Origin of the sequence: Rhodoferax sp. (genome assembly GCF_025354435.1) — a bacterium.
Classification (GTDB): Bacteria; Pseudomonadota; Gammaproteobacteria; order Burkholderiales; family Burkholderiaceae_C; genus Rhodoferax_B.
The window spans coordinates 1-19,124 of sequence record NZ_JANXMU010000077.1 but is presented as its reverse complement, the minus strand read 5'-3'; the positions used below and the strand labels follow the sequence as shown (position 1 = coordinate 19,124).

Here is a 19,124-nt window from a genome sequence, read left to right as displayed (position 1 = left end):
GAGAATTAAGTTCTTATTTGCGATGCTATTTCTTTAAACTCTGGAGGAATTTTCTTAAATAAGGCGGAGAAAAATGCTTCCTTCCGAACGTCTCAAGGGCATTGAAGCGTTTGTGGCTACCGCCGACGCGGGTAGTTTCACGGCTGCCGCGCTGCGCCTGCACCAGACCAATTCCGCCGTCGGCAAATCGGTGGCGCGGCTAGAGGCCCGCCTGAAAACCCAGCTCTTCGAGCGCACCACCCGCCGCCTGAAGCTGACGGACGCGGGCAGCGCCTTCTACCGCATCTGCGTGCGGGTGCTGGACGATCTGGAGACGGCAGAGCAACTGCTGGCGGCGGAGCGGCTGGAGCCTTCGGGTCGGCTGCGGGTGGATGTGCCCGCCACCTTTGGCCGCTTGAAGGTGCTGCCGTAGCTGCTGGCCTTTTGCGAGCGGCATCCAGGGCTGCAGCCCCATATTTCGTTCACCGACCGCTTCGTGGACGTGGTGGAGGAGGGCATCTACGTGGCCGTGCGCATCGGCGGGCCAGACCGTTGGCCGACCAACCTGGGGCACCGTTTTCTGGGTAACGAGCGGCTGATTTTTTGCGCTGCGCCCAGCTACCTAGCCCAGCGCGGTACGCCCACTGCGGTGGCCGGGTTGGCCGACCACGACGCGGTGGCCTACGGCGGGGCGGATGACCGTGCCATTACCTGGCGAATTGCCCAGGGCGCGGGCCCGGCCGAGCGCCGCAGCGTGCAGGCCCGCGTGGTGGTCAGCCACGCCGAGGCCCAGGTGGCGGCCGTGGTGGCTGGTTTCGGCATTGCGCAGCTGGCGACCTGGCTGGTGGACGATGCCCTGCGCGACGGTCGGCTGGTGCAAATCCTGCCGGACTGGGCCACCGAGGGCCTGCCGCTGCATCTGGTGTGGCTACTGAGCCGACAAGCCTTGCCCAAGGTCGATGGATTGCTGGCCTACCTGGGCGACACCCTGCGCATCCGCTGAGCCTTGGCGCAAAAATGCTATTTAATTAATAGCTAGTAGTGTATGTGGAATATGCGCTAGAAGCCGATTTCATTAAAAAACTCAAGCCGTCCAGCCCAGCAGGTGGTGCATGGCCCACAGCAAGGTGCTGATGCTGAAAAACGAGGCCACGGTGGTCACCAGCAGGGCTGCGGCGGTGAAGCCTTCCAGCCCGTATTTCTGGGCCACCACCGGGTAGATGCTCAGCATGGGCATGGCGGCAAACAGCACGGCGGCGACGCGCAGCTCCGGGGCAATGGGCGGCAGCAGCCACAGCAAGGTGAACACCGCCAGCGGGTGCAGGATGAGCTTGCCTGTGGCCACCCAGGCCAGGTCGCGGCGCATCCCGGCCAGCTTCAGGCCGACCAGGCTGCCGCCGATGACGAACAGTGCTACAGGGCTGGACGCAGTGGCCACGATCTGCACGGTCTGCGCCAGCACGGCAGGCAGGTGCAGGTCCAGCAGGGCGAAAACAAAGCCCGCCAGGATGGCCAGCACCATGGGGTTTTTCAGCAGGTTGCGCAGGCTGATGAACAGGGTGTGGTGCCAGCGCCGGGCGGCATCCTGGCCCTCGTTGTCGGCCATGGCAAAGCACAGCGGCAGGATGAGCAGGTTCTCGACCAGCATGGTCAGCGCCAGCGCCACGCCGGCTGTGGGGCCCAGCAACTGCAGCACGATGGGGTAGCCCACAAAGCCGCTGTTCGAGGCCGCCATGCCCAGGCTTTGCATGGTGGCCAGCGGCATGGTTTGCCCGCGCAGCCGCCGCCCCACCAGCATGGCCAGCGTTACCACCGCCAGCGAGCCACCGGCGTAGGCCAGCAGGTAGGGGCCGTTGAGCACCTCGGCCAGCGGGCGTTTGGACAGGGCGTTGAAAATCAGCGCTGGCAGGCAGAAGTTGACGACAAAGCGGCCCAACACCCGCATGTCGGGTTTGCTGAACAGGCCGTAGCGCACAGACAGATAGCCCGCCGCGATGATCAGGTAGATGGGCGCGGTAATGGCAAGGATTTGGAGCATGGGATGGGGTTCAGCCCCTTCCTCGCCCCTTTCCCATGCTGGGGAGAGCGAGCCAGAGCAGGTCGATCAGTATTTCAGCGTGGCCACCGCGCGCAGCACTTCGGGCGTGGTGGTGGGCAGGTCAAAGAATTCCAGGTAGGCCGGAATCTGCTCGAACAGCATGTCGGTGCCCACCTGCACCGGGCAGCCGCGGGCTACGGCGGCACGCAGAAAGGCGGTCATTTCGGACTTCATCACCACTTCGCCGACAAAGGTGGTGGGCGCGATGCGGTCCACGTCCATGGGCAGCGGGTCGCCGTCGTTCATGCCCATGGGCGTGCCGTTGACCACCAGGTCGCAGCCTGCGGGGTCGTTGGAGCCGGTTTCGACCAGCAGCGCGGGGTAGTGCTCGCGCAGGCGGGTGGCCAGGCCTTCCATGGACGGGGTGTAGGCATCGAACAACTGCAGGGCGCTGACTCCGGCGGCCGCCAGCGATGCCGCGATGGCCGAGCCCACGCCGCCACAGCCCACCACCAGCGCGCGGATGCCAGTGACCTGCAAGCCCTTGCGCTGCACGCCGCGCACAAAACCCTCGCCATCGAACATGTCACCGATGAGCTTGCCGTCGGCGTTACGCCGCACGGCGTTGCAGGCACCGGCAATGCGGGCCGTGGGCGACACCTCGTCCAGCAGGCCCACGGTGGTGACCTTGTGCGGCATGGTGATCAGCGCGCCGCGGATGTTTTGCAGGCTGAACACGGCCTTCAAAAAGGCCGGGTAGTCCTCGGTTTTGCAACCCATGGGTACCACCACCGCGTCGATACCGGCCGGGTCGAAGTAGGGGTTGTAGATCATCGGCGCCTTGAAGGCGTGGGTGGGGAAGCCGATGTGGGCGATGATTTCTGTCTTGCCGCTGATCATTTTGTGCTCTTGGATGTGGGTTGAAAATATATAAAAAAAAGGCTTCTAGCGCATATGAATACTACACAAGTAGCTATTTTTTATATAGCAAATGGCCTTTAGGCGCTCTTGGCTGCCTGGGCGGCCGACACGCCGGCGCGCAGGCCCAGCAGGTAGCTGTCCACGCCAAAGCCGCAGATCTGGCCCTTGACGATTTCGGCGAACACCGAGACGTGGCGGAAGGCTTCGCGGGCGTGGATATTGGACATGTGCAGCTCGACGATGGGGCAGGTCAGGATAGCCAGCGCGTCGCGGATGCCGTAGCTGTAGTGCGTCCAGGCCCCGGCGTTGATCAGCACCGCATCGGCGCCGTCGGTGTAGGCCTGGTGGATGCGCTCGCACATGGCGGCTTCGCTGTTGGTTTGAAAAGCCTCCACCGTGGCACCCAGTTCCTGGCCCAAGGCCGACAGGCTTGCGTTGATCTCGTCCAGCGTGATGGTGCCGTACTGCTTGGGGTCGCGCTTGCCAAACATGTTGTGGTTGATGCCGTGGAGCATGACGATTTTCATGGGGTTTCCTGGACGTTGAAATGGGGGAAATACAAACGGTTAGGCCTAGCGCAGCAGGCCCAAACCCGTGAATGTACCAACTGGTTAATTATGTGGAGCCTAGGGATTACCCTTGCGGCAAGTTTGAGAATAAGCATTAAATATGCATCTAGCGCATATATTACCTACACTAGTAGCTATATTTTAAATAGCAATTCAAGGCTACACCACCGTGGGCGCACCGGCACCATCCACCGTGATGTTGGCCCCTGTGAGGTAGCGGCCGCGCTCGGATGCGGCGAACACCACTAGGTCGGCAATCTCCTCGGGCTCGGCCATGCGGCCCAGGGGCATTTTGGCGACCATGCGCTGCAAGGCCTCGGCCTCGGACACCCCGGCACGTTGAGCTTCGGCCTGCATGCCTTCGGCAACGCGGCTGGTGTTGGTCAGGCCGGGGTTCAGCCCCACCACGCGCACGCCCTGGGGCGCATAAGCCAGCGCCAGGCCCGCCGTGGCCAGCATCAGGGCAGCATTGGCGGCACCCCCGGCCAGGTGGGTGGGCGAGGGAATTTTGCCGCCATTGCCGATCACATTCACGATGGCCCCCGTGCCGCGTGCCGCCATGCGCTTGATGACCGGGTCGATCACGTGGATGTACGAAAAATACTTGGCATCCATGGCGGCGCGCCAGGCGGCGGGGGTCAGGTCGGTGGCGTTGGTGCGCTGGGCGGCTCCGGCGCTATTGACCAGAATGTCGAGCGGGCCAAATTCGGCCTCGACCCGTTCCACCGTGGCGGCCGCGGCGGATGCGTCTGTCAGGTCAACCGCCATGCACCAGCAGTCGCCCAACACTGCTTTGGCCGCGTCCAGGTTGGCCTGCGAACGCGACACGATGGCCACGCGCGCGCCTTCGTGCAGAAACAACTGCGCGCAGGCCAGGCCAATGCCCTTGCTGCCGCCGGTGATGAGTACGTTTTTGTGGCGTAGATGCAGGTCCATCGCGGGGTCTCCAACGGTTAAAAGTGGGCCATTGTGGCGCGCGTGCCTAGCCCCTTGCGGCGGGCGGGGCATGCCTTCGGCACGGTGTTGCCGGGAGCGATCACACCAGCGGAATCGTCAGTTGGGCAATTACCACCGCAGTGTCCGGCCGCACGCCGCGCCACCAGGCAAAGGCCTCGGCGGCTTGCTCGGCCAGCATGCCCACGCCATCGGCCCGCTGCGCCACCCCGGCGTTGTGCGCCAGCCGCAGAAACGGGGTCAGGCCTTTGCCATAGGCCAGTTCATAGGCTAGCCGGGCCTGGGCGAACACGCTGGCGGGCACGGGCGGCAACTCGGCACGCAGGCTGGCCGAGGTAGCGTTGACGACGATGTCGAAGGTTTGCCCCGCCAGATCGCCGTAGTTGCAGACCGTGGCCGAAGTGCCCTCAGTCATCGCCTGCGCCGTGGCCAGGGTGCGGTTGGCGATGACCAACTGGGCCGGGTTCTGTTCCAGAAACGGCAGCAGCGCCCCGCGTGCCGCGCCGCCTGCGCCCAGCAGCAGCACGCGCTGGCCTTGCAAGGCACAGCCCAGGTTGTGGGTGATGTCGCGCACCAGGCCCACGCCGTCAAAGTTGTCGGCATAGGCGCGCTCGCCCACAAACTTCATGGCGTTGACGGCCCCGGCGCGCCGGGCCCGCTCTGTCAGTTCGGTGGCGTAGCGGAAGGCATCCAGCTTGAACGGCGCGGTGATGTTCATCCCCTGGCCGCCCGCGGCGCGAAACGCATCCACGGCGGCGGCAAAGCCGTCCAGCGGGCCTTCTATGGCGGTGTAGACCAGGTCTTGCGCCGTGGTGCTGGCAAAGCTGCCGTGGATGAACGGCGACTTGGTGTGGCTGATAGGGTTGCCAATGACGGCGTATTGATCTGTCATGGTTTTTCCTTTTAGTCTTCGGATGCGTAGAGCACGCCTGCCGCCAGCAGCGCGTCGATCTCTTCGGCGCTGTAGCCCAGGCCCGCAGCGATCTCGCGGTTGTGCTGGCCCATGCGGGGGGCGACGCTTTGGGGCAAGGTGTCGCAGTCGGAGAAGCGGAACGGCAGGTTGGGCATGCGGATCTTGCCCAGCACCGGGTGGTCTTGTTCGATGACCATGTTGCGGGCCACGATCTGCGGGTCGTTCAAGACCTCTTCGATGTTTTGCACCTTGGCGCTCGGCACGTCGATGGCATCCAGCGCCGACAACACTTCGGCCACGCTGCGGGCGGCCACCCAGGCCTTGGCTAGGGCCAGGATTTCCACCCGGTGGGCATTGCGCCCGGCGGAGGTATGAAAGCGCGTGTCGGCCGCCAGCGCCTCGCCGCCGATCAACAGTGCAAAACGCTTCCAGGCATCGTCCACCTGTGCGGCAATCACCAGGTAGCCGTTGCTGGCGGTGAACACGCCGTACAGCGTGCTTTGCGGCATGTCATGGCCGGTTTGCTCGGGCATTTCTTTGCCGCCCGACAAGGTGTAGCACTGCACCGCGTAGTCGTGCATGGACACCAGGCAGTCGTACAGCGACAAATCAATATGCTGGCCGCGGCCCGATTTCACCCGACCCAGCAGGGCCGCGCACACCGCCGCCACGCCGTGGATGCCGGTGTACATGTCGCCCAGCGACACACGCAGCAGCGGCGGTGCCTCGCCCGGTGAGCCGACCATGGCCATGATGCCGCTCTTGGCCTCGGCGATCAGGCCAAATCCGGCGCGGTGCGCGTCCGGCCCGGTGTGGCCGTAGGCCGAGATGGAGCAGTACACCAGGCCGGGGTTGCGGGTGGACAGCTCGTCGTAGCCCAGGCCCAGCTTGGTCAGCGCGCCGGGGCGGTAGTTTTCGACAAACACGTCGGCACCGTCGGTGAGCTTGTGCATCAGCGCCAGGCCGCGCGGGTCTTTGAGGTTGATGCACAGGCCCTGCTTGCCCATGTTCTGCTGCAAAAAGTAGCCACTCTGGCCCTGGATGAAGTAAGCGTGGGCGCGCCCGGCATCGCCTGCCTTGGGCCGCTCCACCTTGATCACGTCCGCGCCCAGGGCGGCCAGGCAGCGGCTCAGGTAGGGCCCGGCCAGGAAGTGGCTGTAATCGACCACGCGGAAACCGGCCAACGGCAGGGCTTGGGTGTTTTTAGGCATGAAATGTCCTTCTAGCGCAGGTGCGGCCTACACAGGTAGCTATGAAATTAGTAACGATGAATGTCGAAGCAAAGGGTTCGCTTTTGCAGTCCGAAGGCGAGCGCAGCGAAGCCTTTTCGTGAACAGCGCAGAGCTGGCTTTGCCAGGCTGCTGCTGCTGCCCCCTGCAAGGGGGGGGCGCTGCGACACGCAGTGCGCAAGCCTGGGGCTGTTCCATCACGCGGGACGGCGCGGCACCATGAGGCGGTGTTCGCCTTTTTGCACCACCTGGTCGTGCTGGTTCAGCAGTTCGGACGGCAGCACCACGATGCCCCAGCCGGGTTTGCTTTTGCTGGCGCGCATGCTGCCCACGGTGAAGCGCACGTGCAGCACGTCGCCAATCTTGATGGGCAGCAAAAAGTCCCAGGTCCAGCCCAGCGACATGCCGGGCAGAAAGCGGTATTCGCTCTGCGTCTTCAGGCCGTCGGCCACCGACTGGCCCATCAGCCCATGGGCCACGCGGCAGCCGAAGTGCGAGGCGTTGGCGTAGGCCTCGTCCACGTGCACGGGGGTGTAGTCGCCGGTGATCTCGGCATAGGCATCGATGCGCTCACCGGTCACGAGGTAGGTGGGGCTGGTGCAGCTGTCGCCGACCTGGGCATCGTCCCAATATTTTTCGGGGGTCTGAAAGTGGAGTGTGGGGATGATCATGGTGGGGCTCAGAGTTTTGCGCGGGGGTTGATGGCGAGCACGTCGGCGACGGACGTGCCGCTGGCCTGGATCAGCTCAATCGCCAGGCCGTCGGGCAATTGCAGCCAGTTGCTGCCCTGGGGCAGGGGATTCACGCCCCAGGCCTGCGCAGCCTGCAGGGCGGCGGGCAGGTCTTGCACCATGATGCCGAGGTGGGCCAGCCAGCCCGCGTCGTTGCTGGGCGGGGCAGTGAAGCCCGGCGTGCTCATCAACTGCATGCCGCCCAGCGTCCAGTACTGGTTCGGGGCATCGGCGGGGCCGTCGATCTCGCGCACGTCCATGCCCAGCACCTCGTAGAAGAAGCGGATGTGCCACTGGATGTCTTGGACGCGCATGGCGACGTGCTCTACAAAAGATTTTTGGGTCATGGGTTTTGTCTCTTGGTAAATGGTCAGCGGGGCAATCCACGCTCAATGCCTTTGATGCAGGCCACCAGGGCCTGGTTGACAGGGGTGGGCACGCCGTACTTCACGCCCCAGCGCACCACGGCGCCGTTCACAAAATCGATCTCGGTGACCGAGCCTTTTTCCAGGCTTTGCAGCATGGATGCCTTGAACGCAGCGGGCAGGCCGTCGGCGGCTTTCACCCAGGCCTGGCGCGGCTCGGTGCTGGTCAGTTGGATGCCTGCGGCCTTGGCCACCGCCATCGCCTCGGCTACGGCGGCCACGGCGTAGGCTTCGACTTCGGGTACGGCGTAGAGGTCGCCGTACGTCAGGCGGGTGATGCCGCTCAAGGCACCGGTGGCCACGTTGACCAACAGCTTGTCCCACATGGTGCCCAGGATGTTGTTGCTGACGGTGGTGATTAGCCCGGCCTGGTTGAAGGCGGCGGCAATCGCGGTGGCCCGGTCGGACACCTGGCCGTCGAGCTCGCCGATCAGGGTTTCTTTGCCTTGGGTGCCCACCAGCACATGGCCGGGGGCTAGCATCACGCCACCGGCATAGGTTTTACCGGCCAGCACATGCTGGCGGCCCACTACCTCGGCCAGCACGTCCTCGTGGCCCAGTCCGTTTTGCAGCGACAGCACCACGGTGTCAGGCCCGACGATGCAGCGTGCAGAGTCAATAGCTTCGAAGGTGTGGAAGGACTTGACCAGCACGATGACCAGGTCCACCGTACCGTCTATCTCGGCGCTGCGGGTGGCGGCGTGCACGGCGACCTGGCGGTCCACACCGTTTTCACGCAGGGTCAGCCCGTGGTGGCGCAAGGCATCCACCTGCGCCTGGCCCCGGTTGATCAGCCATACCGCGTGCCCGGCTTCCGCCAGCACGCCACCGATGGCACAGCCCAAGGCCCCCGCGCCCACAATGCAAATTTTCACTACCGTCTCCCGTATCTATGGAGGCAGATCGTAGGTTTTGGTCATCATGCTGTAAATGCAATGCAGGCAATACATTGCATTGCTTTTGGCAATGTAGATGCAGGTCGATTCAGGATGGACAATCTGGTACAAAACCAAAGGAGCATTCTGTGGACACCCCAGTACACCCCAAGATCGACTGCCATGTACACATCTTCGATCCGGCCCGTTTTCCGTACCCGCAAGACAACTTCTACAAGCCCGCTGGGCACGAGATCGCCACCGCCGCGCAACTAGGGCACACGCTCGATGCCCACGGCGTGAGCCATGCGCTGATCGTTGGCCCCAATTCAGGCTATGGCTTTGACAACCGTTGCCTGCTCGACGCGGTGGTCCACAGCGCAGGTCGCTTCAAGGGCGTAGCGGTGGTGCCGCTGGACACCAGCTTGGCGGAACTGCAGGATCTGCAGGCCGCAGGCGTGGTGGGTGTGACGCTGAACGTGGCTTTGCTGGGCGTGGACTACTACCGCGATGCCGGTCCCTTGCTGGAGCGTTTGCGCCAGTTGGACATGTGGGCGCAAGTGCAGGTGCAGCACGATGAACTGGTGGCCCTGAAACCCCTGCTGGTCGACAGCGGTGCGCGCCTGCTGTTTGACCACTGTGGCCGCCCCAACTCCACAGCGGGCGTGGGCCAGGCCGGGTTCCAGGCGCTGCTGGGACTGGCCGAGACGGGCCGTGCGGTAGTGAAGGTTTCCAGCTTGGTGAAAACCTCGGTGCAGCCGTTTCCGTATTCGGATGCCGGGCCGTTCGCGCAGGCGCTGGTGGGTGCGTATACGCCGCAGTCGCTGGTGTGGGCTTCGGACTGGCCGTTTTTGCGGGCACCCGAGCGCATCGACTACGGCCCTCTGCTGGCGCTGTTCGACCGCTTGGTGCCCGATGCGGCGGCAAGGCAGGCCATGCAGTGGGACACGCCGCGCCGCCTGTTCGGCTTTACGGGCTAGGGGGCCGCAGCCAAGCCGTATCTTCCCAGCCCGGCACGTAGGCATCGCCGTGGTTGGCCAGGTTGCGGTTCACCAGGGGGCGGGCGAAGGAGGCGTGCCGCATGCCGCGCACCTCGTGCTCCAGCGTGGCCAGCACGCGGCCGGTATCCAGATCGGTAATGTCCTGGAAGCGGTACTGGCTCTGGCTGCTTTCTTCGGTGACCAGCCCGCGCGCCAGCAGTCGCTGGTGCGGGCCAGAGAAATCGGCCACGCTGATTTGTACATGGTGGCCGTCGTAGGCAGGCAGGGGGCGCGCGGTTTCGCGGAACACCAGATAGCCCCACAGGCCCATGGGGATGCGTGCAAACGCGCCGCGCCCGTCTTCGCGCACGCTGCCCGGTGCACCCAGAATCTCGGCGTAAAACCGCGCAATCCCTGCCGCCGTGCCAAGCGCGCAGTCCACCTCCACATACGGCATGCCCAGCAACAGCGGGCCAAACTGCGCCGGGTCGGGCGCGTGCACGTGGATGCGGTTGCCCCAGGGGCAGGTGGCCAGCACCACCTCGCCGTGGCGCTCGAAGCTGAACTGCGTGCCGTTGAGCAGCGGCGCAATCTGGCCCAGTCGCGCCAGCAGCGCGTCCAGGTCGGGCATCACTAGGCCTACCACGCCGCGCAGTACTTCGGCGCGGCCGGTGGGCAGGTGGAACTGGCTGCTGCCGATGTTCATCCAGGCGTTTTCAATGCCCACGCGCTGGTACGGGTCGCGGGTCAGACCCAGGCCCATGGCGTAGAAGATGATGGCCTGCTGCTGGTTGGCCACGCGCAGGTTGACGTGGCCGAATTCGACAATGTTGCCCACATCTTCGGTGGCGCGGTTGAATGGGTTGTGCATGCTGGAGTAGGTGGTTAGGCCGCTATTTTGGCAGTATCCCGTGCGCTGCATACCTATACTTACACCGCAATGCCTGCAATAACCAGCATTTAGATTCTTTATGGCCGACACCGATCCCACCCTGCTGGAGCCCAAGCTGCTGCGCTTGCTGGACCTGCTCTACACCACGCGCAGCGTCACCAAGTCGGCCGAGCAACTGGGCCAGAGCCAGCCCACCGTCAGCATCTGGCTGGGGCGGCTGCGCACCCAGTTCAATGACCCGCTGTTTGTGCGCACGCCCGATGGCATGCAGCCCACACCCCGCACCGACGGCCTGATCGCCACCGTGCGCGAGGTGCTGGAGGGCCTGCGCCGTCTGTCCGAATCCGAAGCCGTGTTCGACCCCGCCATCTCGCGGCGCGAGTTCCGCATCTTCATGACCGACGCCAGCCACGTCACCCTGCTGCTGCGCCTGTTTTCGCACGTGCGCGCCCTGGCCCCGCAGGTCCGGCTGGAGGCCGCCACCATCGATGCCAGCCTGGTGCCTGCCCTGCAGTCCGGCGAGGCCGATCTGGCCCTGGGCCTGGTGCGCGGCCTAGAGGCCGGGCAAGAGGCGGGCTTTTACCAGCAAAGCCTGTTCGGCCAGGACTGGATCTGCCTGTGCAATGCCCGCCACCCGCGCATTGGCAACACCTTCACCCTGCAAGACTATCTGGCCGAATCGCACATCGGCATCGTCTCGGGCACCGGCTACCAGTTGCTGGACAGCACCCTCAAAGCCCTGGGCGTAGAGCGCCGCGTGCTGCTGGAGCTGCCCGGCTTTCTGGGCCTGGCCGCCATCCTGTCCAACAACGACCTGGTCGCCACGTTGCCGCGCCAGATTGGTGAAACCCTGGCCCAGGCCGCCGGTCTGCGCGTGCAGGCGTGCCCGCTGCCGATACCGCCGTTTACGGTGAAGCAGTACTGGTATGTGCGCTACCACCACGATGCGGCCAGCCGCTGGCTGCGCGGGGTGGTGGCGGAGTTGTTTATGGATAGCCGGTGAGGATAAATTTAAGAAAAAAGTGCCGCTAGCGCATATTCCACCTACGCTAGTAGCTACTATTTTAAATAGAGGACAGACGGTGCCTGACGTACTGTAGGCATATTCGCTTAGTGACGACTAGACGCTTTTGAAACCCAGGTGGCGTGCGGCTACGCTTAGTTCATCAAGAACCTTGATCTTCAGGTGAGCATGGTTGTATGCCTGATTCCCTGTATGTGGGCACTTCAGAACGGTCAGCGAAGCGAACTCCGATCGAAGCATTTTTCTCTGCGCGTTCGGCTTTCCGGCCAAGCAGTATTACGACCTGCAACTCCGGCAGTAGAAGAACGAGTTGCCTAAGCGCAGGCATGGCAGCGTGCCAGTTGGCGGCGACCGTTGGGGCGAGCTTGTTCGCGTCGCCGAGGTACCAAGGTACCGTGTTCCATAGAACAGTTGCGTCACGCGGCAAACCCATTTGAAGCGTGGCTGCACGTAGGTTGTCTGCTGTGGGGTCGGGGTTGTCCCGGGACACGAAGCCAGTCCCTACGACCGTTGTCGAGCCGGAATCTGCTGAACGTCGACCAGGGGAGTCAAGAAGCAGTAGGCAGCGTGCCCGCACACCGCCATCGAGCGGATCGAAGTGCGGGACGTGTGTGGGAGCGTCCTCTGTAAGTTGCTCTCTAAATTGGACCAAGCGGGCCATATGGGGGGCTTTTAGAAGCTTAAGACGCTCATCAATCCCTTGTTGCGAACCGAGGAGTTGTGTCGAGGAAAGTTTTTTACTCATTGCATCTGACCTGATGTATCCCGCAAATATTACGATTTCAAAGAGTCACTCTAACTGCAAAAATGCATTTCAATTGGCGCTGATGAGCGCATAAAAAGAAGCTGCCAATGCTTATTTAATCAGCGTAATCTGCTGCTATTTAGATAGCATTCCTACAACGCCCGCATCACCCGGCACGGATTCCCCGCCGCCACCACATTAGCGGGCAAATCCTTGGTGACCACGCTGCCCGCGCACATCACGGTGTTCTCGCTAATCGTGATCGGTAGCGCGTATTCCACACCGGAGCGGCGGGCGGCGGCCTCCAGCGGGTGGGTGGCTGTATGGATGTGCCAACACTAGAGGCTATTTTTGCCATCAAACCTGCGTCAGCTCTTCCCGCAGTTGCCGCGCCGCCTGCACCATATTCCCCAGCGCCGCCTGCGTCTCGCTCCAGCCGCGGGTCTTCAGCCCGCAGTCGGGGTTGATCCACAGGCGCTCCACCGGCACCACGCTGGCGGCTTTGCGGAGCAGGGCGACCATCGCGTCTACCGTGGGCACGCGGGGGGAGTGGATGTCGTACACGCCTGGGCCGATGCCGTTGGGGTAGGCAAAGTCGCCAAAGCCTTGCAGCAGCTCCATGCCGGAGCGGCTGGTCTCGATGGTGATCACGTCGGCATCCATGGCGGCAATCTCGGGCAGGATGTCGTTGAACTCGGCGTAGCACATGTGGGTGTGGATTTGTGTGGCATCCGCCACGCCGCTGGCGGTGGTGCGGAAGGCGCGGGTGGCCCAGTCGAGGTACGCCGCCCAGCCTGTGCGGCGCAGGGGTAGGCCTTCACGCAGGGCGGGCTCGTCGATCTGCACCAGGCGGATGCCGGCGCGCTCCAGGTCTTGCACCTCGTCGCGGATGGCCCAGGCGATTTGGTGGGCGGTGCTGCTGCGCGGCTGGTCGTCGCGCACAAACGACCATTGCAGGATGGTGATGGGGCCGGTGAGCATGCCTTTCATGGGGCGTGTGGTGAGGCTTTGGGCGTACACGGTCCAGCCTACCGTCATGGGCGCGGGGCGGGCCACGTCGCCAAACAGGATGGGCGGCTTGACGCAGCGGGAGCCATAGGACTGCACCCAGCCGTTGGCGGTGAAGGCAAAGCCGTCCAACTGCTCGCCAAAGTATTCGACCATGTCGTTGCGCTCGGCCTCGCCGTGGACCAATACGTCCAGGCCCAGGGCTTCCTGCTGGCGCACGGCGTGGGTGATTTCTAGCTCCATCTGGGCGCGGTAGTGGGCGGCATCCAAAGTACCTCGTTTGAAGGCGGCGCGGGCGGCGCGGATCTCGCCTGTCTGTGGAAACGAGCCGATGGTGGTGGTGGGCAGCAGGGGTAGATTGAGGTGCTGGCTTTGCTGCGTTTGGCGCAGGGGGAAGGACGTGGTGCGGCGGTCGTCATCGGCGGTGGCGCGGGCCAGGCGCAGGGCCACGTCGGCGCGGTGCACGCGGGGGCTGGTGCGGCGCGACAGGCCGGCGGCGCGGTTGTCCGCGAGTGCTGCGCTGGCATCCTGTCCATCCAGCACGGCTTGCAGGGTGCGCAGCTCGGCCAGCTTTTCTACCGCGCCCGCCAGCCAGGTGCCGACTTCCGCGTCTTGCGTGGCATCTGCCCCCAGGCTGTAGGGCACGTGCAGCAATGAGCACGACGGGGCCAGCCACAGCGGGCCCTGGTGCTTGTCGGCCACCGGGCGCAGGCGGGCCAGGGCGGCATCCAGGTCGGTGCGCCAGATGTTGCGGCCATCCACGATGCCGACCGACAGCACTTTGTGCGCGGGCAGCCAGTCGGCTACTCCTACCAGCTCTTCGGGGGCGCGCATTGCGTCTACGTGCAGCCCGGCCACGGGCAACTGGCAGGCCAGGCGCAGGTTGTCTTGCAGGGGCGAGAAGTAGGTGGCCAGCAGCAGTTGCGCACCGCTGCGCGCCAGTTGCCAGTAGGCGGGCGCGAAGGCGTGGCGCCAGGCATCGGGCAGGTCCAGGCCGAGGATGGGCTCGTCGATCTGCACCCAGTCGGCACCCAGGGTTTTGAGACGGGCCAGGATGGTTTCATAGACGGGCAACATGCCGTCCAGCAAAGTGAGCCGGTCGCAGTCGGCAGCCTTGCCCAGCCACAAAAAGCTCAGGGGGCCGAGCAGCACGGCCTTGACCGGGTGGCCTGCCTGTTTGGCCTGGGCGACCTCGTCAAACAATCGCTCGGACGCGAGATGGAAACGGGTGGCGGCGGAAAACTCGGGCACCAGGTAGTGGTAGTTGGTGTCAAACCACTTGGTCATCTCCAGCGCGGGCTGGCCCTGGGTGGATGCGTGGGCACAGCTGCAATCTGCGCTGGGGTCGTGGTTGGGGTTCAGGCCCCGGGCCATGGCGAAGTAGCGGGCCAGTTCGGGCTCCGCGCCGCTGAAGCCAAAGCGTGCCGGTTCGCAGCCCAGCAGCTGGATGTGGTTGGCCACGTGATCGTAGCAGGCGAAGTCGCCCACCGTCACATAGTCCAGTCCCGCATCGCGCTGCACCGCCCAGTGGCGGGCGCGAAGCTCGGAGCCCACGGCTTCGAGTTCGGCTGCGCTGCTGTCGCCACGCCAGTGGCTTTCCAGGGCGAACTTGAGCTCGCGGTGTGCGCCCATGCGGGGGAAGCCGAGGGTATGGATGTGGGTCGCCATGGAAGCCGTCTTTCTGTGTGGATGGGAATGACAGCGATGGTCCCGGAATCTCGTTTATTATTCAAACGAAAGTTTTTAGACATTAACGTGAAAAATACTAATGATGCAGTCGCCCTTGGAATTTCGCCACCTGCGCACCCTGGTGGCGCTACGCGATGCGGGCAGCCTGGTGCGGGCAGCGCAGTTGCTCAACCTCACCCAATCGGCGCTGTCGCACCAGGTCAAGCTGCTGGAAGATCGCTACGGCGCGGCACTGTTCGAGCGCAAATCTGTGCCGCCGCAGTTCAGCGCGGCGGGGCTGCGGCTGCTGGCGCTGGCCGATACGCTGTTGCCGCAAATAGCCGAGGCCGAGCGCGACGTGGCCCGCCTGCTGGACGGCCAGACCGGCCAGTTGCGCATCGCCGTGGAATGCCACACCTGTTTCGACTGGCTGATGCCCGCCATGGACGCGTTCCGCCACCGCTGGCCCGAGGTAGAGCTGGACATCGTCTCCGGGTTCCACGCCGACCCCATTGGTCTGATCCACCAGAACCGCGCCGACGTGGCCATCGTCTCCGAGCTGGACGCGACCGAGGCGGTGGACTACCACCCGCTGTTCAGCTTCGAGATCCGCGCGCTGCTGGCCCACAGCCACTCGCTGGCCGCCAAGCCCTACCTGGTCGCCGAGGACTTTGCCGACCAGACCCTGATCACCTACCCGGTGCCCGACGAGATGCTGGACATCGTGCGCCAGGTGCTGGAGCCCGCCGGGGTGCGCGTGGCCCGCCGCACCACCGAGCTGACCATCGCCATGCTGCAGCTAGTGGCCAGTGGGCGTGGGCTGGCGGCCCTGCCGCTGTGGGCGGTACAGGGTTATCTGGACCGCGGCTACGTCGTCGCGCGTCCGGTGGGGCCGCAGGGGCTGACGGGGCGGCTGTACGCGGCTAGCAGCAAGGGGGCCAAACCGTACCTGGAAGACTTTGTGCAGATCACCCGCGAAAGCTGCTTTCTGAGCCTGAAGGGGATTGCGTTGCTGTAGCTGTGTTTGCTATGAAATAAATAGCTTCTAGCGTAGGTGGAATAAGCGCAAGAGGCCTAAAAACCTTGTAAACCTAATGTCCCTTGCCCGCCTGCTGGAAAAACCGCACCCGCTCCGCATCGTTGGGGTGGGACGCAAACGCAATCCCCAGCCAGTGCTCTGAAGTGTCGGCATGTTTGGCTTTGCGGGCCTCGGCCAGTTTGTCGAACAGGGTGACCATGGTGGCCGGGTCGATGCGGGCGGCTTGCAGCAGTTGCACGGCGGCCACGTCGGCGGCGTGCTCGGCTTCGCAAGAGTAGTCGGCTTGGCCGAGCAGGGCCGTAGTGCCTGCCAACAAGGTGCTGAAGTCGCCCAGCACCAGCGAGCCCACGGTGCCCAGCAAGGTCACCTGGACCAGCATGCGCACGCCGTCGCGGTGCTGTACGTGGCCGAGTTCGTGGGCCAGCACCGCGGTCAATACATCGGTGTCGCGCCCGACCAGGTAGACCATTTCGTCGGTCATGATGATGGTGCCACCGGGCAAGGCCAGGGCGTTGGGGCCGATGTGGCTGGCACGGAACACCAGTTGCCAATCGGGCACGCTGGCGGGCGGTAAGTGGGCTACGGCTTGGGCAAAGGCTGCCTGTACGCGGGCTTGTTCGGCCCGTGGCAGCTGGCTGGGCCGCATCATGTCCTGGTCTACTGCCAGCAAAGTGGTGTCGCCCAGGGTTACATCCACGCTTTGCGGCAGTACCAGCAGCGATGCCTGGGCAGCCAGCGGCAGGCCCCACTGTTGCACCGCCACCAGCAGCGCGACCATGGCCAGCAGGCTGGCCAGCACACCGCGCCAGCTTTGCTGCAAGCGCACCACCAGCGACTCGCTTTGGCCATGGTACAGGTACCAGCGATCCCAGGCAGCGCTGTCGGCGCAGTGCAGCTCGCCGCCGTCGGCCAGATGCGTGACCCGCATGCCGTGGCGTGTACGCTCGGGCCAGCGCACGCCGTGCAGGGGCACGCTGCGGGCAATGCCGTCGCCGTGGATGTGCAAAGCGCCGTCGGCGATGTCCAGTGTGACCGGGTGGGGGCGGGCCTGCAGGCCGTCGAAATAGGTAGCAGGCAGTGGCGGGGTGGGCACTTTTACAGACCCAGGTCAAAGCCCAGCATATCGCCTGCCGCATCACCCGCTGCTTCGTTGCTGCCGCTGCCGTGCTGGCCCACCAGGGTATTCATATCGATGTCGCTTTGGATGGACATGGCCTGTAGCCGCAGCCGCGCCATGGCCACGGCGGCAAACGGCCAATACAGGCCCAGTGTGACCAGCATCAGCAGCCAGTTTTTCAGCGTCAACCAGAGCAGCGGCTTGAACCGCAAATCGCTGAGAAATTGCAGGGAAGCACTGCGGGTGTGGTTCCACACCAGATTTTGCGTGCGCGAAATAGCGTAGGGTTTTACCGCTGCCAGCATGACAAACAGCATAAAAATAACCAGTAAAAATGCCGTCACTCCTGCAGATAGGGAACGGGTTTGGGCGAGCTTATCGATGGCTTGGACCGTCATCGCCGCAGGTACCGCGATGGCCAGTAGCAGGACACCCAAAATTTTTAAACCAAGTATGTAAATAGAGCCGGGTGTGGCGGTGAAGCGGGTTTGCTGTGTGGCCAGTGCATAGTGGTTGTGCTGGTACTGTTTCAGCTTCCAGAAGGTCCAGGGTTGGATGGCCAGCGCTAGCACCACCATGACCAGTATGAACTGCAGGAACCACAGCGAAATCGTGGGGTGTGCGGCATCCGGTGCGGCAAAAGTCACTAGGGCCACCATCAGCACAGCGGGCGCGTACAGCGGTAACACGGCCCGGTAGACCTCGGGCATGCTGCCTGTGAAGCGAAAGCGCAGACCGCGCCAACTGGTATTGGCCAGCCGGAATTGCATGGACGCGCGCACCAGTGCCGGTGCAATCACTGCCACGAGCACCAGTGCGATCAGCCCCGCCATCGGCGAAAACTGGCCTGCCAGGGAATACAGGCCAAACAACACGGCTACCAGCGCCGATCCTTTGAGCATCTTCTTGGGGTTGCCATGGAAGTCCAGCGCCGCGCCGTCCACCAGGGTGTTGCCATAAAAGTAGCGCAGCCGCCGCACCTTGGCCCAGGGGTGGTAGATACCCAGCGTCACCAAGGTCAGCAGCAGGTTGACGATCCAGATACGAAAGTATTCGCTGCCCGAGCTGGTGAAGCGGATGCCCAGCGGGGTGGCGCGGGTGGCTTGGGGGCTGGCCGCCGGCAGAGCCATGGGGTGGGTGTCGGCGAAGTGCGGTTCGGTCATGGTGGACAACAGCGTTAGGAGGCTCTCAATGTAACGCGCTGCCCTATGGTCTTTACATTCAGTTTTGTATGCAGATATGGAGATGGCGTAATTTCGGCCTACACATTATGCTATCAAAATGAGAGTATTTGTGTAAAGTGATAGCGCGGTCTACACCAGCGCAATCAAATCCGTCACCCCTACGTCCACGCCCTGTTGCGACAGCAGGGTGGTCACCTGCCCGCGGTGGTGCGTCTGGTGGTTGAAGAAATGCGTCAGTGCCTGCCACATCGGATGCTGGCGCTGCGTGCCTTTGGAGTTGGCGTAGACCATGGTCCAGCCCGGCATGTCGGCGGGCGCATCGGCCAGCCAGGTTTCAATGGCGGTGTCTAGCGCTTCGCGGTGGGCGCGCAGGGCGGTCCAGTCGGCGTGCAGGGGCTGGTTCAGCGGGTGCTGGGCTGGCATGCGGATGGCATCGGTGAGCACCGGCCAAGCGGCACCGTGTGCTATGCCGCAATCCACAAAGCGCCGCAGCCAAACTTGGTCGGCCACCAGCAGGTGGTTTAGCGTGCGGTGGATGGAGCCAAAGAATGCGCCGTTGTCCTGCTGGCGCACCGCACCGCTGAGCCCGTCGCAAGCCGCGTACAAACGCTGGTTGAACCAATGGTTATAGCGGGCGAGAAACTGGTAGTTGTTAGAGAATGTAGGTTCCATATTGGCTATTCAAACATGGATTTTTAACACTGAACACCCTATGCCTTCCCTCCACATACTCGTTACCGGCGGCACCGGTTTTTTAGGCCAGGCGCTGTGCCGCATGCTGCTGGCGCAAGGCCATAGCCTCACGCTGTGGGTGCGCAATCTTGATAAGGGCC

At 63.8% G+C, this 19,124-nt stretch carries 19 protein-coding genes and 1 pseudogene; 5 read left to right on the top strand and 15 right to left on the bottom strand.

All coding sequences use genetic code 11. From position 1 onward, the window contains the following. Window positions 1-73: 73 nt before the first annotated feature. A pseudogene (locus Q0T48_RS19370) lies at window positions 74-982 on the top strand (LysR family transcriptional regulator). A gap of 81 nt (window positions 983-1,063) precedes the next feature. Here the strand turns inward: Q0T48_RS19370 and Q0T48_RS19365 are convergent. From Q0T48_RS19365 to Q0T48_RS19325, 9 genes are all read right to left on the bottom strand, one after another. Continuing rightward, window positions 1,064-2,017: an AEC family transporter gene (locus tag Q0T48_RS19365; RefSeq protein WP_295959844.1), complete on the bottom strand. Its 954-nt coding sequence runs from the start codon at window positions 2,015-2,017 to the stop codon at window positions 1,064-1,066. A 66-nt stretch (window positions 2,018-2,083) separates the two neighbouring features. After that, entirely contained in the window at window positions 2,084-2,917 is an 834-nt protein-coding gene (locus tag Q0T48_RS19360; protein WP_295959841.1) for a ThiF family adenylyltransferase, read from the bottom strand. A gap of 98 nt (window positions 2,918-3,015) precedes the next feature. After that, on the bottom strand, window positions 3,016-3,465 hold the full coding sequence (locus Q0T48_RS19355; RefSeq protein ID WP_295959838.1) for a type II 3-dehydroquinate dehydratase: 450 nt from the start codon (window positions 3,463-3,465) through the stop codon (window positions 3,016-3,018). 201 nt (window positions 3,466-3,666) lie between these two features. Continuing rightward, the gene (locus Q0T48_RS19350) at window positions 3,667-4,443 is read right to left on the bottom strand and encodes an SDR family oxidoreductase (protein WP_295959836.1); all 777 of its coding nucleotides are present in this window, start codon (window positions 4,441-4,443) and stop codon (window positions 3,667-3,669) included. 100 nt (window positions 4,444-4,543) lie between these two features. Then, window positions 4,544-5,353: a shikimate dehydrogenase gene (gene aroE / locus Q0T48_RS19345; protein ID WP_295959832.1), complete on the bottom strand. Its 810-nt coding sequence runs from the start codon at window positions 5,351-5,353 to the stop codon at window positions 4,544-4,546. 11 nt (window positions 5,354-5,364) lie between these two features. After that, window positions 5,365-6,585, bottom strand: a complete 1,221-nt coding sequence (locus Q0T48_RS19340; protein WP_295959829.1) for a CoA transferase — start codon at window positions 6,583-6,585, stop codon at window positions 5,365-5,367. A 215-nt stretch (window positions 6,586-6,800) separates the two neighbouring features. Continuing rightward, window positions 6,801-7,274, bottom strand: a complete 474-nt coding sequence (locus Q0T48_RS19335) for a MaoC family dehydratase (RefSeq protein ID WP_295959828.1) — start codon at window positions 7,272-7,274, stop codon at window positions 6,801-6,803. Window positions 7,275-7,282: 8 nt separating this feature from the next. Beyond that, window positions 7,283-7,681: a VOC family protein gene (locus Q0T48_RS19330; protein ID WP_295959825.1), complete on the bottom strand. Its 399-nt coding sequence runs from the start codon at window positions 7,679-7,681 to the stop codon at window positions 7,283-7,285. A 23-nt stretch (window positions 7,682-7,704) separates the two neighbouring features. Continuing rightward, complete coding sequence (locus Q0T48_RS19325) at window positions 7,705-8,634, bottom strand: ketopantoate reductase family protein (protein ID WP_295959823.1); 930 nt, start codon at window positions 8,632-8,634, stop codon at window positions 7,705-7,707. 149 nt (window positions 8,635-8,783) lie between these two features. Between Q0T48_RS19325 and Q0T48_RS19320 the strand changes: the two genes are divergently transcribed. Continuing rightward, window positions 8,784-9,614, top strand: coding sequence for an amidohydrolase family protein (locus Q0T48_RS19320; protein WP_295959820.1), 831 nt, complete (start codon window positions 8,784-8,786; stop codon window positions 9,612-9,614). On the opposite strand, the gene Q0T48_RS19315 is transcribed toward Q0T48_RS19320, so the two are convergent. Continuing rightward, window positions 9,604-10,485: a hypothetical protein gene (locus Q0T48_RS19315; protein WP_295959817.1), complete on the bottom strand. Its 882-nt coding sequence runs from the start codon at window positions 10,483-10,485 to the stop codon at window positions 9,604-9,606. The two genes, Q0T48_RS19320 and Q0T48_RS19315, sit on opposite strands and share 11 nt — an antisense overlap. 100 nt (window positions 10,486-10,585) lie before the next feature. Here Q0T48_RS19315 and Q0T48_RS19310 point away from each other — a divergent pair, with 100 nt between their 5' ends. Beyond that, window positions 10,586-11,509, top strand: coding sequence for a LysR family transcriptional regulator (locus Q0T48_RS19310; protein ID WP_295959813.1), 924 nt, complete (start codon window positions 10,586-10,588; stop codon window positions 11,507-11,509). 163 nt (window positions 11,510-11,672) lie between these two features. Here the strand turns inward: Q0T48_RS19310 and Q0T48_RS22090 are convergent, their stop codons facing one another. After that, window positions 11,673-12,191 (bottom strand): uracil-DNA glycosylase, encoded by a 519-nt coding sequence (locus tag Q0T48_RS22090; protein ID WP_366888266.1) that lies wholly within the window; start codon window positions 12,189-12,191, stop codon window positions 11,673-11,675. A gap of 441 nt (window positions 12,192-12,632) precedes the next feature. Then, window positions 12,633-14,951, bottom strand: coding sequence for a 5-methyltetrahydropteroyltriglutamate--homocysteine S-methyltransferase (metE, locus tag Q0T48_RS19305; protein ID WP_295959811.1), 2,319 nt, complete (start codon window positions 14,949-14,951; stop codon window positions 12,633-12,635). A gap of 100 nt (window positions 14,952-15,051) precedes the next feature. On the opposite strand from metE, the gene Q0T48_RS19300 reads away from it, so the two are divergent. Beyond that, window positions 15,052-15,969 (top strand): LysR family transcriptional regulator, encoded by a 918-nt coding sequence (locus Q0T48_RS19300; RefSeq protein WP_295959807.1) that lies wholly within the window; start codon window positions 15,052-15,054, stop codon window positions 15,967-15,969. Between the two features lie 73 nt (window positions 15,970-16,042). Here the strand turns inward: Q0T48_RS19300 and Q0T48_RS19295 are convergent, their stop codons facing one another. The 3 genes from Q0T48_RS19295 to Q0T48_RS19285 form a co-directional block, all read right to left on the bottom strand. After that, entirely contained in the window at window positions 16,043-17,083 is a 1,041-nt protein-coding gene (locus tag Q0T48_RS19295; protein ID WP_295959806.1) for a M48 family metallopeptidase, read from the bottom strand. A gap of 2 nt (window positions 17,084-17,085) precedes the next feature. After that, entirely contained in the window at window positions 17,086-18,270 is a 1,185-nt protein-coding gene (locus tag Q0T48_RS19290) for a YjgN family protein (RefSeq protein WP_295959803.1), read from the bottom strand. Window positions 18,271-18,420: 150 nt separating this feature from the next. Further along, complete coding sequence (locus Q0T48_RS19285; RefSeq protein WP_295959800.1) at window positions 18,421-18,963, bottom strand: DinB family protein; 543 nt, start codon at window positions 18,961-18,963, stop codon at window positions 18,421-18,423. A gap of 40 nt (window positions 18,964-19,003) precedes the next feature. On the opposite strand from Q0T48_RS19285, the gene Q0T48_RS19280 reads away from it, so the two are divergent. Further along, the coding region (locus Q0T48_RS19280) for an NAD-dependent epimerase/dehydratase family protein (protein WP_295960125.1) at window positions 19,004-19,124 on the top strand (121 nt) is incomplete at its 3' end.

Excerpts from the sequence above, each read along its gene's own strand:
- Q0T48_RS19335 (WP_295959828.1), bottom strand. The coding sequence starts at position 7,274 with ATGATCATCCCCACACTCCACTTTCAGACCCCCGAAAAATATTGGGAC.
- Q0T48_RS19330 (WP_295959825.1), bottom strand. The coding sequence starts at position 7,681 with ATGACCCAAAAATCTTTTGTAGAGCACGTCGCCATGCGCGTCCAAGAC.
- Q0T48_RS22090 (WP_366888266.1), bottom strand. The coding sequence starts at position 12,191 with ATGGCCCGCTTGGTCCAATTTAGAGAGCAACTTACAGAGGACGCTCCC.
- Q0T48_RS19310 (WP_295959813.1), top strand. The coding sequence starts at position 10,586 with ATGGCCGACACCGATCCCACCCTGCTGGAGCCCAAGCTGCTGCGCTTG.
- Q0T48_RS19360 (WP_295959841.1), bottom strand. The coding sequence starts at position 2,917 with ATGATCAGCGGCAAGACAGAAATCATCGCCCACATCGGCTTCCCCACC.
- metE (WP_295959811.1), bottom strand. The coding sequence starts at position 14,951 with ATGGCGACCCACATCCATACCCTCGGCTTCCCCCGCATGGGCGCACAC.
- Q0T48_RS19350 (WP_295959836.1), bottom strand. The coding sequence starts at position 4,443 with ATGGACCTGCATCTACGCCACAAAAACGTACTCATCACCGGCGGCAGC.
- Q0T48_RS19285 (WP_295959800.1), bottom strand. The coding sequence starts at position 18,963 with ATGGAACCTACATTCTCTAACAACTACCAGTTTCTCGCCCGCTATAAC.
- Q0T48_RS19365 (WP_295959844.1), bottom strand. The coding sequence starts at position 2,017 with ATGCTCCAAATCCTTGCCATTACCGCGCCCATCTACCTGATCATCGCG.
- Q0T48_RS19340 (WP_295959829.1), bottom strand. The coding sequence starts at position 6,585 with ATGCCTAAAAACACCCAAGCCCTGCCGTTGGCCGGTTTCCGCGTGGTC.
- Q0T48_RS19355 (WP_295959838.1), bottom strand. The coding sequence starts at position 3,465 with ATGAAAATCGTCATGCTCCACGGCATCAACCACAACATGTTTGGCAAG.
- Q0T48_RS19300 (WP_295959807.1), top strand. The coding sequence starts at position 15,052 with ATGATGCAGTCGCCCTTGGAATTTCGCCACCTGCGCACCCTGGTGGCG.
- aroE (WP_295959832.1), bottom strand. The coding sequence starts at position 5,353 with ATGACAGATCAATACGCCGTCATTGGCAACCCTATCAGCCACACCAAG.
- Q0T48_RS19290 (WP_295959803.1), bottom strand. The coding sequence starts at position 18,270 with ATGACCGAACCGCACTTCGCCGACACCCACCCCATGGCTCTGCCGGCG.
- Q0T48_RS19315 (WP_295959817.1), bottom strand. The coding sequence starts at position 10,485 with ATGCACAACCCATTCAACCGCGCCACCGAAGATGTGGGCAACATTGTC.